The following is a 16,836-nucleotide window of genomic DNA, read 5'->3' as shown; positions in this document are numbered from 1 at the left end:
TCCGGATTCCTTCCCAAGGGCACGCCCATGTCATCCCGCACTTATCTCGTCACCGGCGCATCACGCGGCATCGGCCTCGCGATCAGCACCACGCTCGCCCGACGCGGCCATCGCGTCGTCGGTCTCGCGCGGCACGCGCAGGGCATCGACTTCCCCGGCGAATTGCTCGCGTGCGATCTCGCCGATATCGAACAGACCGCCGCGACGCTCGCGCGGATCGGCGAACGCCACCATGTCGACGGCATCGTCAACAACGCGGGCATCGTGCTGCCGCAACCACTCGGAAAGATCGATTTCCAGTCGTTGCAGACCGTGTTCGATCTCAACGTGCGGGCCGCGATCCAGGTCACGCAGCATTTTGCCGATGCGATGAAGGCGCGCGGCTACGGGCGCATCGTCAACATCTGCAGCCGCGCGATCTTCGGCAGCCTCGACCGCACCGCGTATTCCGCCGCGAAGAACGCGCTGGTCGGCTGCACGCGCACGTGGGCGCTCGAACTCGCCGAACACGGCGTGACCGTCAACGCGGTGGCGCCGGGCCCGATCGAGACGGAACTGTTCCGCCAGACGCGGCCGGTCGGCAGCGAAGCCGAGCGCAAGGTGCTCGCGACGATTCCCGCGCGCCGGCTCGGCACGGCCGACGACGTCGCGGCCGCCACCGTGTTTTTCTTGTCGGACGAAGCCGGTTTCGTCACCGGGCAGGTGCTATCGGTGGACGGCGGCGGCAGCCTCGGCGGGCGCAGTTGATGCACGGCTGCGCGACGCGTGGCGGACGATACGCGCCGCATATTCCCCCACCCCGTTAGCATGTGACGAATCCGACTTTGGGCGCCGCACGAGCGACGCTAAGATCGCCGATCCCGTAGATCGAGCGTCAACAATAATGAAAAAGTCCGCGTCGCCGTTGCATGCTTTTCGTTTCCGTGTCGTCTGCGCCGCGATTGCCGGCGCGGTGTCGCTCGCGTCGTGCGGCGGCGTCGACAGCGACGCGCCGCCGTCGCAGGCCGGCGTCACGCCGACGCCCACCCCGACCCAGGCCGCGAAACGCCCGAACATCCTGTACATCATGGCCGACGATCTCGGCTATTCCGACATCCATGCGTTCGGCGGCGAGATCAACACGCCGAACCTCGACGCGCTCGTCGCATCGGGCCGCATCCTGTCGAACCATCACACGGGCACCGTCTGCGCGATCACGCGCGCGATGCTGGTGTCCGGCACCGATCACCATCTCGTCGGCGAAGGCACGATGGGCGTGCCGACCGACGAGCGGCGCGGGCTGCCCGGCTACGAGGGCTACCTGAACGATCGCGCGCTGTCGTTCGCGCAACTGCTGAAGGACGCCGGCTATCACACGTATATCGCGGGCAAGTGGCACATCGGCTCGGGCATCGTCGGCAGTGCGACGGGCAGCGGGCAGACGCCCGACCAGTGGGGCTTCGAGCGCAGCTACGTGCTGCTCGGCGGCGCGGCGACGAACCACTTCGCGCACGAGCCGGCCGGCTCGTCGAACTACACGGAAGACGGCCGCTACGTGCAGCCGGGCCAGCCCGGGCAGCCGGGCGGCACGGGCGGCAGCCCGGCCGTGTTCTATTCGACCGATTTCTATACGCAGAAGCTGATCTCGTACATCGATGCGAACAAGCAGGACGGCAAGCCGTTCTTCGCGTACGCGGCCTACACGTCGCCGCACTGGCCGCTGCAGGTGCCCGATCCGTGGCTGCACAAGTACGCGGGCGTGTACGACGCCGGCTACGATGCGATCCGCAACGCGCGGATCGCGCGGCAGAAGGCGCTCGGCCTGATTCCGGCCGATTTCAAGCCGTTCGACGGGCTGCCCGAGACGACGGTCGCCTCGCCCGCGACCGCGAACAACGGCACGGCCAGCGCGAAGTACATCAACGCGGTGCATTCGGCCGCCGACGGCTACAGCGACTACGGCCCCGGCAAGGTCGACAAGCTGTGGTCGAGCCTGTCGCCGGCCGAGCGCAAGGCGCAGGCGCGCTACATGGAGATCTACGCGGGGATGGTCGAGAACCTCGACTACAACATCGGCCTGCTGATCCAGCACCTGAAGGACATCGGCGAATACGACAACACGTTCATCATGTTCCAGTCGGACAACGGCGCGGAAGGCTGGCCGATCGATTCCGGCGCCGACCCGACCGCGACCGACACCGCGAACGCGCAGGAGCCGACCTATTCGGCGCTCGGCACCGACAACGGCAAGCAGAATGCGCAGCGCCTGCAGTACGGGCTGCGCTGGGCCGAAGTGAGCGCGGCGCCGTTCCGGCTCACGAAGGGCTATTCGGGCGAAGGCGGCGTATCGACGCCGACGATCGTGCACCTGCCGGGCCAGTCGCAATCGTTGCCGACGCTGCGCGCGTTCACGCACGTGACCGACAACACGGCGACGTTCCTCGCGGTCGCGGGCGTCACGCCGCCGTCGCAGCCGGCGCCGCCGCTGGTGAACACGCTGACGGGCGTCGATCAGAACAAGGGCAAGGTGATCTACAACAACCGCTATGTGTATCCGGTCACGGGCCAGTCGCTGCTGCCGGTGCTCACCGGTTCGGCGACGGGCGAAGTGCACACGACGCCGTTCGGCGACGAAGCGTACGGCCGCGCGTATCTGCGCAGCGCCGACGGCCGCTGGAAGGCATTGTGGACCGAGCCGCCGCTCGGCCCGCTCGACGGTCACTGGCAGCTGTACGACCTCGCGTCGGATCGCGGCGAGACGACCGACGTGTCCGCGCAGAACCCGTCGGTGATCGGCACGCTGGTCGACCAGTGGAAGACCTACATGGGCAACGTCGGCGGCGTCGAACCGCTGCGTCCGCGCGGCTACTACTGATCGCGGGGCGATACGATGCGGTTGCGTTTCTGGACGATCGGCGCGGCGCTGGCCGCCACGCTGTTCGCCGCCGCGTTCGCGGCGGGCTATGCGAATCCGGCGGCGCCGGCGGACGGCGCGTTCGACGACCTGAATCGCGGCCGCGCGCTCGCGCCACTCGGTTCGGAGCGCCAGTGCGAACGCTATTCGGGGCTGCCGTCGAAGTGGCGTGACGATCCGCAGGCCGGGATGGTGCACCTGCGCGGCGGCGCGTTCGTGTTCGGCAGCACGCGCGGCTATGCGGACGAGCGCCCGGTCGGCGACGGCAAGACGCGCGTCGGCGGCTTCTGGATCGACCAGACCGACGTGACGATCGCGCAGTTCGCCGCGTTCGTGCAGGCCACCGGATACGTGACCGAGGCCGAGCAGCAGGGCGGCGCGGCGGTGTTTCATGTGCCGACCCGCGACGAGTTGAACGCGCGCGACCTCGCATGGTGGTCGTGGGTGAAGGGCGCGTCGTGGCGACATCCGCACGGTCCGGGCAGCGACGTGGAAGGGCTCGGCAACCTGCCGGTGACGCTCGTCACGCAGCGCGATGCGCTCGCGTATGCGCGCTGGCTCGGCCGCGACCTGCCGACCGAGGCCGAATGGGAATACGCGGGCAAGGCGGGCCGCGACGACGCATCGCTCGATGCGGCGCCGCGCGATGCGCAGGGCAAGCCGGCCGCGAACTACTGGCAGGGCGCGTTTCCGGTGCTCGACTCGGCCGAGGATGGCCACGCCGGATTGGCGCCCGTCGGCTGCTATGCGGCGAACGGCTTTCGTCTTTACGACATGATCGGCAACGCATGGGAATGGACGAAGGACGCGTACACGGGCCCGCATCAGTCGCACACGAACGGCGATACGGCGGCCGTCGCACCGCCGACGCGCCGGCACGATACGCCGATGGTGATCAAGGGCGGTTCGTTCCTGTGCTCGCGAGACTACTGCGTGCGTTATCGCGCATCGTCGCGCGAACAGCAGGAAGCCGATCTCGGCGCGTCGCACATCGGATTTCGCACGATCCTGAGGGACGCGTCATGACGGCGCGCATCGGGCGTTTCATGGCGGCGTGGCTGCTGGCTGCATGCGGCGTCGTGCTTCACGGCGCGGCAGTGGCTGCCGAAGCCGCGGCGCCGGCCGTGCGCGTCGGCGTCACGCGTGGCGTGCATGCGCAGATCCTCGACGAAGTGAAGCGGGTGGCGGCCGCGCGCGGGCTGAGCGTCGACGTCGTCGAATTCGACAATGCGTCGCGCATCGACACGGCGCTGGCGGACGGGCGGATCGACGCGGCCAGCTTCGAGGATGCGCAACAGCTTGCCGCGACCCGTGCGCGCAAGCGTTACGCGCTGACCGAAGTCGCGCCGACCGTCACGCTGCCGATGGCGTTCTATTCGCGCCAGCTGAAGAACCTGAACGAACTGCAACCCGGCGCGACGGTTGCGCTTCCCGCCGATCCGCGCGGGATGGCGCGTGCGCTCGTGCTGTTGCAGAACGACACGCTGGTGACGTTGCGCGAAAAAGCCGGCCTGCATGCGACGCTGCGCGACGTGACGGGCAACCGGCTCGGGCTGAAATTCGTCGCGCTGCGCCGCGACCGGCTTTACGCGGCGCTCGATACGGCCGCGTTCGTCGCGATCGACAGCGACGACGCGGCTCGTTTCGGACTGCAGCCCGCGCGCGACAGCATCAGCCTCGAGGACGCCCGCTCGCCGTATGCGAACGTGCTCACGGTGCGCGACGCCGATCGCGCGAAGCCGTGGGTCGCGCAGCTCGTCGCCGCGTATCACTCGGATGACGTCGCGCGCTTCATCCTCACGCGCTACCAGGATTCGGTGCGGCGGCCGTGGTAGACACCTACTTGCTCGCGTGCAACGCGTGCGGCCGCTGCTGCAACAGCGCGCCGACGCTGTCGTTGCGCGAGCTGTTCCGGCATCGGCATCGCTTCGTCGGCGCGTTGACGATTCGCCGTGTGCCGAAGCGGCGGATCGGCGAACGCTGGCAGGCGGGCGGGCGCGAGCATGTGCTCGACGCGGACGACGTCGCCGCGATCGATGCGCTGGCGGACCGGCTGTTCCATCGCGGCGGCGGCGTGCAGGGCGAATGGCTCGCGCTGACGCTGCAAGGCTACGACTATCCGTCGCTGGGCCGTTGCGCGGCGCTGGCCGACGACGGCCGTTGCAGCGTGCATGCGAACAAGCCTTCGATCTGCGGTGCGGTGCCGCTCGATCCGATGCTGCCCGACCGGTTGCAGGCACGCGTGCTCGCGGCACGGCGCGACGATGCGGCGTGGCTGGGCGCGAACTGCATCGTCGAAGCGGGGCATGCGCGGTCTGCCGATGAATCGGTGTTCCCGATTCCGCTGGTGACGGCCGGGCAGGTCGCGGATCGCGCGGCGCTCGACGCGCATCGCGAGGCACTCGTGTTCGAGCGCGCGGTGTGGCGCGACGCCGTGTTCGCGTCGCTGGCCGACGGCGGGCCGGGCGTGAGCCGTGCGCTGTCGCGGCTGGCGCCCGGCGGCTACCTGACCGTGTCGATCGTGCCGGTCCTGCTGGCCGTCGCGCAGGTTTCCGCGCATTGCCGCGCGCTGTGCGTCGACTTCATCGACGCCCAACTGACCTTGATCGGCGCGAACGTCGAAGCGGCACTCGCGCGCCGACAGGCCGCCGACCGGCCCGCGACGCACGAATTGCGCGGCTTCGCGCAGGCGCTGGGACGGGCGCGACAAGCGCTCGCGGCGATGCCGGCACCGGCAGCCACCGCGCATGAAGATGCGTCGCGCATCGACGCGTGGCTCGACGATCGCGCCGACGCCGCGCCGCTCGCCGCCTGACGCTCGCGGTACGCCGCGTGTGCCGTACACTTGGCGCTCTTTCAATCGTGGCAGAGCGAGCAGGCATGTACGCATCGACCTTCATTTTTCGTGCCGGGCAGTACGACGACGAATTCCACCGGCTCGACCGGCAGATCGCCGACATGGCGCGCGCGACGCCCGGTTATCTCGGCGAGGAAACGTGGGAGAACGCGGAAGCTGGCCTGATTCAGAACGTCTACTACTGGGAATCCGAGGCGGCGCTGCGGCAGTTGATGCAGCATCCCGCGCATCTCGAGGCCAAGGCGAAGCAGGCGCGCTGGCTGGACGGGTATCGCGTCGTGATTTCGCAGGTGCTTCGCGAGTATGGCGACGGCAAGCTGACGCCGCCGCATGCGGGGCCATCCGCGTAACGGTTGCCGGTCGGTCAGGCGGTCGCGCCGGTTTCTCCCGGCGTGGCAGGTTCTCCCGCCGCGCGGGCCCAGATCGGGAACGTCGCGTTCTGGATCGACGTCTGCGCGTCGATGACCTTGCGGTGATCGATGCCGGGCAGGTCGAGCAGCCGGTCGACCGCCGCCTTCGCGCCTTCGGCATCCTGCGGAAAGGCACACGCGAACTGCTTGTTCGTATCGAACAGAATCCACCAGATATCCGACGCGAACGGCCCCTGGTCGTTGGTCTCGATCACGATCGCGCCGAGGTCGGACAGCGCGATGCCGCGCATCGCCCCGGTCCCGTCGGTCGCTTCGATGCGCGTATCGGTTGCCGTCACGGTCCAGCCGCTTTGCCGGGCAGGCGGTCGGGGCGATGACGGCGCGGCATGCGGTCGGGCCGGGCTGCCGGTGACTGCGCCGGTGCCGGTGCCGGTGCCGGTGCCGGTGCCGGTCGGCACGGCCCCAGCCGCGGTACCGACGCCGAGGCTCGGCGCACCGTCATCCTGCGAACCGCGCCCATCGATCCACGGCAGCGCGGCGGCGCCCACCATCACCGCCATCCATAAGTAGTACCCGGCCCCGAACGTACGGATCGTTTCGTAGTTCGCGTCGGTCGGGATCGTATGCCACCCGAGCGCGAAGACCACGACCACGGCCAGCAGCGCGGATACGGTACGGCTCGGCCTGAGCAGCGCGACGACGAGCAGCGGGTTGCCGAGCCATGCGAATTGCAGGTCGAGGATCGCGAGCGGGCCGAGCACGAGCACGGTGTAGCCATGCCACCAGCTCACCGCGCCGGCCGCGTTCGGCGGTTCGGCTGCGACGGGCAGCAGCAGCGACGCGACATACAGCGCGACGATCACGACGCGTGCGAGGTTCAGGCGGGGCGAAGCGGAACGAATCTGCATGTTGCCTTCTCGTGGTGCACGATCATGCGAAGCGACGAATGCCGGGCGGCCGGGCCGTCATTCACGGTGCGCGGCGCCGATGCGGCGACGCGTCGAACGCGATTGTGGGCGATTCATGCGGCGATGTCGAACGGGCGTCGTCCGCCGCTGCAAGGTCAAAGCGCTTCGACCAGCAACCGCCTGCTCTTCTCGCAATACTCGTGACATGCCGCGCGCGCCGCGATCGATGCGCCGTGCACGAACCGCGGCGCGTCCGCCCGCCGCGACATCGACACGACGATCGACGGCGGCGACGGCTGCAGCGGCAGCTCGACGACTTCGCCGCTTTCGATCAGCGCATCGACGAACAGCACCGGAATCGCGGCGACGCCGAAACCGTCACGCACCAGTTGCACGATCACCGAGATCGATGGCGAACCGGTGATGCGCGTCTCCGACAGCGGCACGCCGTGCGCATGCGCGAGCGTGCGGACGATGTCCTCCAGCGCGCGATGGGGCGCGGTGCCGCGGCCGTAGGTGAGGATCGGCTGGCGCAACACCTGCCGCGCGACGCCCGCGCGGGTATTCGGCAGCAGGCCGGCGCGCGCGATCCAGCGCACCGGGTAGTTCGCGAGCGCGTCGCACACGACCGACGCCTCGTCGCTGCCTTCCACACGGATGATCAGGTCGAGCTCGCCGGCCATCAGCCGGCGCTGCAGCACGACGCTGACGTCGACGGTCAGGTCGATCTCGAGCTCAGGATAGTCGGCCGCGAGCCGCCGCATGTAGTGCGGCAGCCAGCTGTGCACGACCGTCTCGATCACGCCGAGCCGCAGCTTGCCGCGCAGCGCACTCTCGCCGGACGCGGCGGCCTGCAGTTCCTGCGTTGCCTCGACCACGGCTTTCGCATAGCCGAGCAGGTATTCGCCGTTCGGCGTGAGCCGGAATTCGCGACTGTCGCGATCGACGAGTACCGTATGCAGTTCGTCCTCGAGCGCCTTCAGGCGCTGCGAGATCGCGGCCGGCGTCGCGTGCAGCGCCGCCGCGGTCGTGCGGAAGTTGCGCAGCTTCGCGAGCGTGACGAAAGTTTCGAGAAAACGCGTGTTCATGGCAGTCGGGCGAGGCAGTGGATGCGCAGCTTGCCGGCGACGAAAAGTGAACGGGACCGGGGAAAACCCGCAGGTCCGTTAAGAAATTCTATACAACAGGCGCAAAAAAACTCGTTGGCGACAAAATTTTTTCCTTTCTATTCTTCGCCCTATCCGATGACACATCACCGTCATCGCCACGCCATCCCGATCTGCGACCGACTCTCATGACGCCTTCCGAATTCCGTCAATCCGTGCGCCGCGGCGCGTTCCGCGGCCCGACCGCCGGCCATTGCGGCCCGTTTGCCCAGGCGAACCTGGCGATCCTGCCCGACGCGTACGCGCACGATTTCCTGCGCTTCTGCCAGGCGAACCCGAAGGCCTGCCCGCTGCTGGGCGTCGGCGAACCGGGCGCGTTCCGGATCGACGCGCTCGGCGACGATCTCGACATCCGCACCGACGTGCCGAGCTACAACGTCTATCGGGACGGCCGCCTGACCGAGCGCGTCGAGTCGCTCGACGCGCTGTGGCGCGACGATTTCGTCGTATTTGCGATCGGCTGCTCGTTCTCGTTCGAGGACATGCTCGCCCGCGAAGGGATCGGGCTGCGCCACGTCGAGGAGGGTTGCAACGTGCCGATGTACCGCACGTCGATCGCGAACCGCCGCGCGGGCATCTTCGGCGGCCAGCTGGTCGTGTCGATGCGGCCGCTGCGCGGCGCCGACGCGATCCGCGCGGTGCAGATCACGAGCCGGTTCCCGGGCGTGCACGGCGCGCCGATCCATATCGGCGATCCGCGGGCGCTCGGCATCGAGGATCTGAACGCGCCCGAATTCGGCGACGCGGTGACGATCCGCGACGGCGAGCTGCCGGTGTTCTGGGCATGCGGCGTGACGCCGCAAACCGCGCTGATGGACGCGAAGCTGCCGATCGCGATCGCGCATACGCCCGGCCACATGCTGATGACCGACATCACGAATGCCTCGCTGGCCGTGTTCTGACCCGGCCGGCCCACCCGTAAGCGACGTACAGACGACACACCGCACCCCACGCCATTGGATCGGCGCATAACGACAGGAGTACCACCATGGAAAGCAAGACCCTCGCGGCGCCCGCCGCCGAGCCCGCGAGCCGCGAGCGCACCGGCCTGTTCTCGTGGTACGCGGATGCGCAGCCGCGCGAGCGCCGCGCGTTCTGGAGCTGCAAGGTCGGCTACATGCTCGACGGGATGGACACACAGATGCTGTCGTTCGTGATCCCGACGCTCGTCGCGACCTGGGGCATCTCGCTCGCCGACGCGGGCTTCATCGGCACGATCACGCTGCTCGCGTCGGCGCTCGGCGGCTGGATCGCCGGCATCCTGTCCGACCGGATCGGCCGCGTGCGCACGCTGCAGCTCACGGTGCTGTGGTTCGCGGTGTTCACCGCGCTGTGCGGGCTCGCGCAGAACTACCACCAGCTGGTCGCGGCGCGCGCGCTGATGGGCTTCGGCTTCGGCGGCGAATGGACGGCCGGCGCGGTGCTGATCGGCGAAGTGATCCGCGCGCGCGACCGCGGCAGGGCGGTCGGCCTCGTGCAGTCGGGCTGGGCGATCGGCTGGGGGCTGTGCGCGCTGCTGTATGCGCTGCTGTTCTCGGTGCTGCCGGCCGAGCAGGCGTGGCGCGCGCTGTTCCTGGTCGGGCTCGCGCCCGCGCTGCTGGTCGTCGCGATCCGCCGCTACGTGAAGGAGCCGGACGTCTACGAGAAGGAGAAGGCCGCGCAGGCGAAAGTGGCCGATGCGCCGCGCCTCACCGAGATCTTCGCGCCGAAGCTGATCACGACGACGCTGCGCGCGGCGCTGCTGACGACCGGCGCGCAGGGCGGCTACTACGCGATCACGACGTGGCTGCCGACCTTCCTGAAGACCGAGCGGCACCTGACGGTGATGGGCACCGGCGGCTATCTCGCGATGATCATCTTCGGCTCGTGGGTCGGCTACCTGACGAGCGCGTACCTGACCGACCGCCTCGGCCGCAAGCCGAACTTCATCCTGTTCGCGGTCGGCTCGATGGTGATCGCGTTCGCGTACACGTCGCTGAACCTGACCAACGCGTCGATGCTGTGGCTCGGCTTCCCGCTCGGCTTCTTCGCATCGGGCATCTTCTCGGGGATGGGCGCGTTCCTCACCGAGCTGTTCCCGACCCGCGTGCGCGGTTCCGGCCAGGGCTTCTGCTACAACGTGGGCCGCGCGATCGGTGCGCTGTTCCCGTTCCTGATCGGCGCGCTGTCGAAGCAATACGGGCTCGGCACGAGCATCGGCATCTTCGCGGTCGCCGCCTACGGCGTGGTGATCGTCGCCGCGCTGACGCTGCCCGAGACCCGCGGCCGCGAACTCGACGCCGCCTGACCGGCGGCAGCGGCGGGGCCGCCGGCCCCGCGTGTTTCTTCCCCTTTCATCGACACCGTGACACGGCGCGCGACGCGCGCCGTGCGGCGGCGCTCGTCCTCGAATCAACGACGCATCGACCGACATCATGACTGACCGACACCTTTCTCCCGTTCCCTCCGACACCGCGCGCTGGCAATTCTGGATCGACCGCGGCGGCACGTTCACCGACATCGTCGCGCGGCGGCCCGACGGCACGCTCGTCACGCACAAGCTGCTGTCGGAGAACCCCGAGCAGTACCGCGACGCGGCCGTGGCCGGCATTCGCCACCTGCTCGGTCTCGCGGCCGACGAGCCGATCACGCCCGCGCAGGTCGACATGGTGAAGATGGGCACGACGGTCGCGACCAACGCGTTGCTCGAACGCAAGGGCGAACGTACCGCGCTGGCCACGACGCGCGGTTTTCGCGACGTGCTGCGCATCGCTTACCAGAACCGGCCGCGCCTGTTCGATCTCGACATCGTGCTGCCCGACGCGCTGTACGAGACGGTCGTCGAGATCGACGAGCGCGTCGGCGCGCATGGCGACGTGGTCGTGCCGCTCGACGTTCAGGGTGCCGAAGCGTCGTTGCGCCGCGTGTTCGACAGCGGGGTGCGTGCGCTCGCGATCGTGCTGATCCACGGCTACCGCTACACCGCGCACGAACGGATGCTGGCGGAACTCGCACGCCGCATCGGCTTCACGCAGGTATCGGTGTCGCACGAGGTGTCGCCGCTGATGAAGATGGTGTCGCGCGGCGATACGACCGTGGTCGACGCGTACCTGTCGCCGATCCTGCGCCGCTACGTCGAGCAGGTCGCGCACGAGATGCCGGGCGTGAACCTGCAGTTCATGCAGAGCAGCGGCGGCCTCACGCGCGCCGATGCGTTCCAGGGCAAGGACGCGATCCTGTCAGGCCCGGCCGGCGGCATCGTCGGGATGGTGCGTGCGGCGCGCGCGGCCGGCTTCGGCCAGGTGATCGGCTTCGACATGGGCGGCACGTCGACCGACGTGTCGCACTACAACGGCGAATTCGAGCGCGAGTTCGAGACGCAGGTGGCCGGCGTGCGGATGCGCGCGCCGATGATGAGCATCCACACGGTCGCGGCCGGCGGCGGCTCGGTGCTCGGCTTCGACGGCGCGCGGCTGCGCGTCGGGCCCGAATCGGCCGGCGCGAACCCGGGGCCGGCCGCGTACCGGCGCGGCGGCCCGCTGACGGTGACCGACTGCAACGTGATGCTCGGCAAGATCCAGCCCGATCATTTCCCGCGCGTGTTCGGCCCGCATGCGGACCAGCCGCTCGACCGCGACGGCGTGGTCGCGAAGTTCGCGGCGCTCGCCGACGAGATCCACGCGGCGACCGGCCGGCGCGAGACGCCCGAGGCGCTCGCCGAAGGGTTCCTGGAGATCGCGATCGGCAGCATGGCGAACGCGATCAAGAAGATTTCCGTGCAGCGCGGCCACGACGTGTCGCGCTACGTGCTGACGACGTTCGGCGGCGCGGGCGGCCAGCACGCGTGCGGCGTGGCCGATGCGCTCGGGATGACGCAGGTGTTCGCGCATCCGCTCGCGGGCGTGCTGTCCGCGTACGGGATGGGGCTGGCCGACCAGACCGCGATGCGCGAGCGCGCGGTGGAAGCCGTGTTGTCCGACGCATCGCTGCCGGCGCTGAACGCGGCGCTCGACCGGCTCGCCGACGAGGCCATCGGCGCGCTGCTCGAACAGGGCGTGCCGCCGGAGCGGATCGCGACCGAGCGGCGCGTGCACCTGCGCTACCAGGGCACCGATTCGGCGCTCGACGTGCCGGCCGGCAGCGTCGCCGCGATGCAGCAGGCGTTCGAGGCCGCGTACCGGCAGCGCTACGCGTTCCTGATGCCGGGCACGCCGCTGGTGGCCGAACTCGCGTCGGTCGAGGCGATCGGCCGCTCGGACGCGCCGGTCGACATCGCGCCGCTCGCGCCGCGCGAGGCGGGCGCGGCGCCGCAAGCGCACGCGGCCGTGCGCTTTTATTCCGGCGGCCAGTGGCACGATGCGGCGCTGGTCGTGCGCGACACGCTGCGCGCCGGCGACACGATCGACGGCCCGGCGATCGTCGCGGAGCAGAACGGCACGACCGTCGTCGAGCCCGGCTGGCGCGCCGCGATGACCGCCCAGGGCAACCTCGTGCTGACGCGCACGACGCCGCTGCCGACGCGCCGCTCGCTCGGCACCGATGCCGACCCGGTGCGGCTCGAGATCTTCAACAACCTGTTCATGTCGATCGCCGAGCAGATGGGGCTGCGGCTGCAGAACACCGCGTACTCGGTGAACATCAAGGAGCGGCTCGACTTCTCGTGCGCGATCTTCGACGGTGACGGCAACCTGATCGCGAACGCGCCGCACATGCCCGTGCACCTCGGCTCGATGGGCGAGAGCATCCGCACGGTGATCGAGCGCAACCGCGGCCGCATGCGCGACGGCGACGTGTTCATGCTGAACGATCCGTACCACGGCGGCACGCATCTGCCGGACGTGACCGTCATCACGCCGGTGTTCGCGGACGGCTCGGACGCGCCGCTGTTCTACGTCGGCTCGCGCGGCCACCACGCGGACATCGGCGGCACGACGCCGGGCTCGATGCCGCCCGACTCGACGCACATCGACGAGGAAGGCGTGCTGATCGACAACTGGCAGCTCGTGTCGGCCGGCGTGCTGCGCGACGCCGACACGCGCGCGCTGCTCGCATCGGGCCGCTACCCGGCGCGCAACGTCGAGCAGAACATGGCCGACCTGCGCGCGCAGGTCGCCGCGAACCAGAAGGGCGTCGACGAGCTGCGCCGGATGGTCGCGCAGTTCGGCCGCGACGTCGTGCTCGCGTTCATGGGGCACGTGCAGGACAACGCGGAAGAAGCCGTGCGGCGCGTGATCGGTGCACTGCAGGATGGCGCGTACCGCTATCCGCTCGACAACGGCGCGGAGATTCGCGTCGCGATCCGCGTGGATCGCGCGGCCCGCCGCGCGGAGATCGATTTCACCGGCACGTCCGCGCAGCTCGACAACAACTTCAACGCGCCGAAGGCCGTCTGCATGGCGGCGGTGCTGTACGTGTTCCGCACGCTGGTCGGCGACGACATCCCGCTGAACGCCGGCTGCCTGAAGCCGCTGACCGTGATCGTGCCGGCCCGCTCGATGCTGAATCCCGAGTACCCGGCGGCCGTCGTGTCGGGCAACGTCGAGACGTCGTCGGCGATCACCAACGCGCTGTACGGCGCGCTTGGCTGCGTCGCGTCGAGCCAGGGAACGATGAACAACTTCACATTCGGTAACGATCAATACCAGTACTACGAGACGATCGCCGGCGGCAGCGGCGCGGGCGACGGCTTCGCGGGCGTCGGCGCGGTGCAGACGCACATGACGAACTCGCGGCTCACCGATCCGGAGGTGCTCGAATGGCGCTACCCGGTGCGGCTCGATTCGCACGTGATCCGCGCCGGCTCGGGCGGCGGCGGGCGCTGGCGCGGCGGCGACGGCGCGGTGCGGCGGGTCCGCTTCCTCGAGCCGATGACGGCGTCGATCCTGTCGAACAACCGGATTCACGCGCCGTTCGGCGCGGCGGGCGGCGCGGCCGGCGCGCTCGGCCGCAACACGATCGAGCGGGCGGACGGCACGGTCGAGGTGCTCGACCATATCGGCCGCGCACAGATGGCGCCCGGTGACGTGTTCGTCGTCGAAACGCCGGGCGGCGGCGGCTACGGCGCGGCGGACTGAGCCGCGCATCCGGCTCCCGGCGCGGATGCCCCGCGCCGGGGCGGGCAGAGGATATTGCAACGAACTGTGGAATAAAGCCCGGCATTCACGCGCGAATGGAATCAAAAATGACAAAAAACCGGCGCGCGATCCGCAATTCGACCCCGCCGCGGCGACGCGTTCGAGTATCCGGCCCCTTATCCGTGGATCGGTCGTAAACGCCCGCCCGGCAGGGCTTCCGGGCCGTCTGGCCGCCCCGGATGCGCGCCGCGTCACCTGCGCATTCGCCGCTGCCAATCATGAAAAATCCGGCTTGCCAATCGAGTCCCGATTCCTTGACACTCTGCTCTAAATGTGAGTGCCAATCCTCATCGTCATTTGATAAGATGGCTCTCATCATTCGTAAGGTGGAACCTGCGCATCACGCGCGAACGCCGGTCGCATCAGCTGGAAACAAGTAACGGGACGAGGCCCGCCGTCACGGCAATCACGGCAGCCCTGCCGGGCACGCGCACTGCGTGGCCCGGGAAGGCGGTCGGCCCACTCGCCTCCGTCTACACTATGCGTTTTTTTCTGGATCGGGGCGTGTCCATGGATGACGAAAACGATAGCGCGGTGCTCGAGGCGCATGTCGGTACGCGCAGCCCCTGCTGGCGTCTCGGCAGCGACAGCAATGCGCTCGAACTGGCCGCGGTCCGCGGCCTGACCAACGTCGCGGTCGCGCTGACGGTCGAGCAGGCCGCGCGCATCCGCGCGCTGACCGGCGTCACGTCGCACCTCGTGCTCGACATCGTGCTGTTCGGCAACCCGGTCAGCCTCCATCTCGTCGGCAGGAAGGTCAATACGGTCGACTGGGCCGGCACGGCGTCCGCCTATTGCGATACCGAGTCCGTCGCCGGTGACCTGGCGCACGGGCTCGCGTTCGCCGAGCAGGTCGTGTCCGAAGTGAATTCACTCGTCGTGATCCTCGACCGCAACGGGATGGTGCAGCGCTTCAACCGCCTGTGCGAGGAAGTGACGGGCAAGCGCGAGGTCGACGTGATCGGCCGCAGCGCGTTCGAGCTGTTCATGAGCCCCGAGCAGGGCGCGCAGTCGCGCAGCAACATCACGGGCTTCTTCGCGAGCAACCAGTCGTTCGCGGTCGAGCGCTACATCAACACGGTCAACGGGCCGCGCCTGTTCCAGTTCCGCAACAAGTTCGTGCAGAGCGGCAGCGGCGTCGACGAGCAGTACCTGATCTGCTCGGGCATCGACATCACCGAGGAGCGCAACGCGCAGCAGCGGCTCACCGAGCTCGCGAACACCGACGTGCTCACCGGGCTGCCGAACCGCCATGCGATCAGCGAGCGCATCCACGCGGCGATCGCGGAGGAAGACGCCAATACGCGCGGCCACGTCGGCATCCTGTTCCTCGATCTCGACAACTTCAAGCGCGTCAACGATCACTACGGGCACATCACCGGCGACCGGCTGCTGCAGGACGTGTCGGCGATCATCAGCGGCTGCCTGCCGTCCGGCGCGACGCTCGCGCGGCTCGGCGGCGACGAATTCCTCGTGCTGTTCGAACACGCCACGCGGCCGCTGCTCGAAGCGACCGCGCAGATCATCCTCGAACGGCTGCGCACGCCGATCCATCTCGGACTGATGGAGGTCTACACGAGCTGTTCGATCGGCATCGCGATGCATCCGCAGCACGGCGATTCGCTCGAGACGCTGATCCGCAGCGCCGACACCGCGATGTACGTCGCGAAGGAAGAGGGCAAGCATACGTATCGCGTGTTCTCGCTGGAGATGAACCAGAAGGTCGCGAAGTACATGTGGCTCGACACGAACCTGCGCAAGGCGCTCGAGGAAGAGCAGTTCGTGCTGCACTACCAGCCGGTCGTCGACATCGCGACGGGCGACGTGCATGCCGTCGAGGCGCTGATCCGCTGGCAGTCGCCCGATCGCGGGCTCGTCGCGCCGGTCGAGTTCATCCGCTTCGCGGAAGAGTCGGGGCTGATCGCGCCGCTCGGGCGCTGGGTGATGCGCACCGCGGCCGCGCAGGCGGCCGCGTGGAAGGCGAAGGGGCTCGGCGTCCGGATCGCGGTGAACCTGTCCGCGCGGCAGTTGCAGGACATGAACATCGTGCACCAGTTCGCGTCGATTCTCGACGGCGCGGGGCTGAAGCCCGGCCTGCTCGACATCGAGCTGACCGAGAGCTGCTTCATCGAGGACGAGGAGGCGGCCAACGGGCTGATGCGGCAGTTCCGCCAGCTCGGCGCGGAGATCCATCTCGACGATTTCGGCACCGGCTATTCGTCGCTGTCGCAGTTGTCGCGCCTGCCGCTCGACGCGATCAAGCTCGACCGCACCTTCATCACGGCGATCGACCGCAATCCGCGCTCGCAGGCGCTGGTGCGCTCGGTCGTGTCGCTCGCGAAGGCGCTGAATTTCGCGGTGGTCGCGGAAGGCGTCGAAACGCATGCGGAAGCCGAATTCCTCAAGCAGCTCGACGTCGATCACGCGCAGGGCTACTACTACGCGCGGCCGATGCCGGCGCAGGCGTTCGAGGCGTGGCTCGCGGAGACGAGAAAGCTCAGGCTGATCGCCTGAGCATCGTTCCGGAA

At 68.9% G+C, this 16,836-nt stretch carries 12 protein-coding genes; 10 read left to right on the top strand and 2 right to left on the bottom strand.

The features are described 5' to 3' along the window. Window positions 1–27 precede the first annotated feature (27 nt). The 6 genes from JMF86_RS24885 (at window position 28) to JMF86_RS24860 (ending at window position 6,100) form a co-directional block, all read left to right on the top strand. Entirely contained in the window at window positions 28–747 is a 720-nt protein-coding gene (locus tag JMF86_RS24885) for an SDR family oxidoreductase (RefSeq protein WP_011694582.1), read from the top strand. Between the two features lie 136 nt (window positions 748–883). Beyond that, window positions 884–2,854: an arylsulfatase gene (locus JMF86_RS24880; RefSeq protein ID WP_011694583.1), complete on the top strand. Its 1,971-nt coding sequence runs from the start codon at window positions 884–886 to the stop codon at window positions 2,852–2,854. Between the two features lie 15 nt (window positions 2,855–2,869). After that, entirely contained in the window at window positions 2,870–3,919 is a 1,050-nt protein-coding gene (locus tag JMF86_RS24875; RefSeq protein WP_011694584.1) for a formylglycine-generating enzyme family protein, read from the top strand. After that, window positions 3,916–4,728, top strand: coding sequence for a MetQ/NlpA family lipoprotein (locus JMF86_RS24870; protein ID WP_011694585.1), 813 nt, complete (start codon window positions 3,916–3,918; stop codon window positions 4,726–4,728). The genes JMF86_RS24875 and JMF86_RS24870 overlap by 4 nt, the downstream gene beginning before the upstream one ends. Further along, window positions 4,722–5,708 (top strand): YkgJ family cysteine cluster protein, encoded by a 987-nt coding sequence (locus JMF86_RS24865; RefSeq protein ID WP_011694586.1) that lies wholly within the window; start codon window positions 4,722–4,724, stop codon window positions 5,706–5,708. Before JMF86_RS24870 ends, JMF86_RS24865 begins: the two co-directional genes overlap by 7 nt. Window positions 5,709–5,773: 65 nt before the next feature. Next, window positions 5,774–6,100 (top strand): antibiotic biosynthesis monooxygenase, encoded by a 327-nt coding sequence (locus JMF86_RS24860; RefSeq protein WP_011694587.1) that lies wholly within the window; start codon window positions 5,774–5,776, stop codon window positions 6,098–6,100. A 14-nt stretch (window positions 6,101–6,114) separates the two neighbouring features. On the opposite strand, the gene JMF86_RS24855 is transcribed toward JMF86_RS24860, so the two are convergent. After that, window positions 6,115–7,029 carry a hypothetical protein gene (locus tag JMF86_RS24855; RefSeq protein WP_201317170.1) on the bottom strand — a complete coding sequence of 305 codons (915 nt, stop codon included), beginning with the start codon at window positions 7,027–7,029 and terminating at the stop codon, window positions 6,115–6,117. Between the two features lie 155 nt (window positions 7,030–7,184). Continuing rightward, window positions 7,185–8,117, bottom strand: coding sequence for a LysR family transcriptional regulator (locus JMF86_RS24850; protein ID WP_201317169.1), 933 nt, complete (start codon window positions 8,115–8,117; stop codon window positions 7,185–7,187). Window positions 8,118–8,323: 206 nt separating this feature from the next. Between JMF86_RS24850 and JMF86_RS24845 the strand changes: the two genes are divergently transcribed. The 4 genes from JMF86_RS24845 (at window position 8,324) to pdeR (ending at window position 16,822) form a co-directional block, all read left to right on the top strand. Continuing rightward, the gene (locus JMF86_RS24845) at window positions 8,324–9,097 is read left to right on the top strand and encodes a putative hydro-lyase (RefSeq protein WP_011694590.1); all 774 of its coding nucleotides are present in this window, start codon (window positions 8,324–8,326) and stop codon (window positions 9,095–9,097) included. A gap of 86 nt (window positions 9,098–9,183) precedes the next feature. Continuing rightward, the gene (locus JMF86_RS24840; RefSeq protein ID WP_006479741.1) at window positions 9,184–10,482 is read left to right on the top strand and encodes an MFS transporter; all 1,299 of its coding nucleotides are present in this window, start codon (window positions 9,184–9,186) and stop codon (window positions 10,480–10,482) included. Between the two features lie 127 nt (window positions 10,483–10,609). Further along, a complete protein-coding gene (locus tag JMF86_RS24835) occupies window positions 10,610–14,248 on the top strand; it encodes a hydantoinase B/oxoprolinase family protein (protein WP_011694591.1) in 3,639 nt (1,212 codons plus the stop codon). 570 nt (window positions 14,249–14,818) lie between these two features. Next, window positions 14,819–16,822, top strand: a complete 2,004-nt coding sequence (gene pdeR / locus JMF86_RS24830; protein WP_011694593.1) for a cyclic di-GMP phosphodiesterase — start codon at window positions 14,819–14,821, stop codon at window positions 16,820–16,822. The last annotated feature ends 14 nt before the right edge of the window (window positions 16,823–16,836 follow it).

Source organism: Burkholderia sp. E168m15 (genome assembly GCF_016586105.1).
Classification (GTDB): Bacteria; Pseudomonadota; Gammaproteobacteria; order Burkholderiales; family Burkholderiaceae; genus Burkholderia; species Burkholderia orbicola.
The sequence above is the reverse complement of the archived record's forward strand: the minus strand, read 5'-3'. Positions and strand labels throughout refer to the sequence as shown.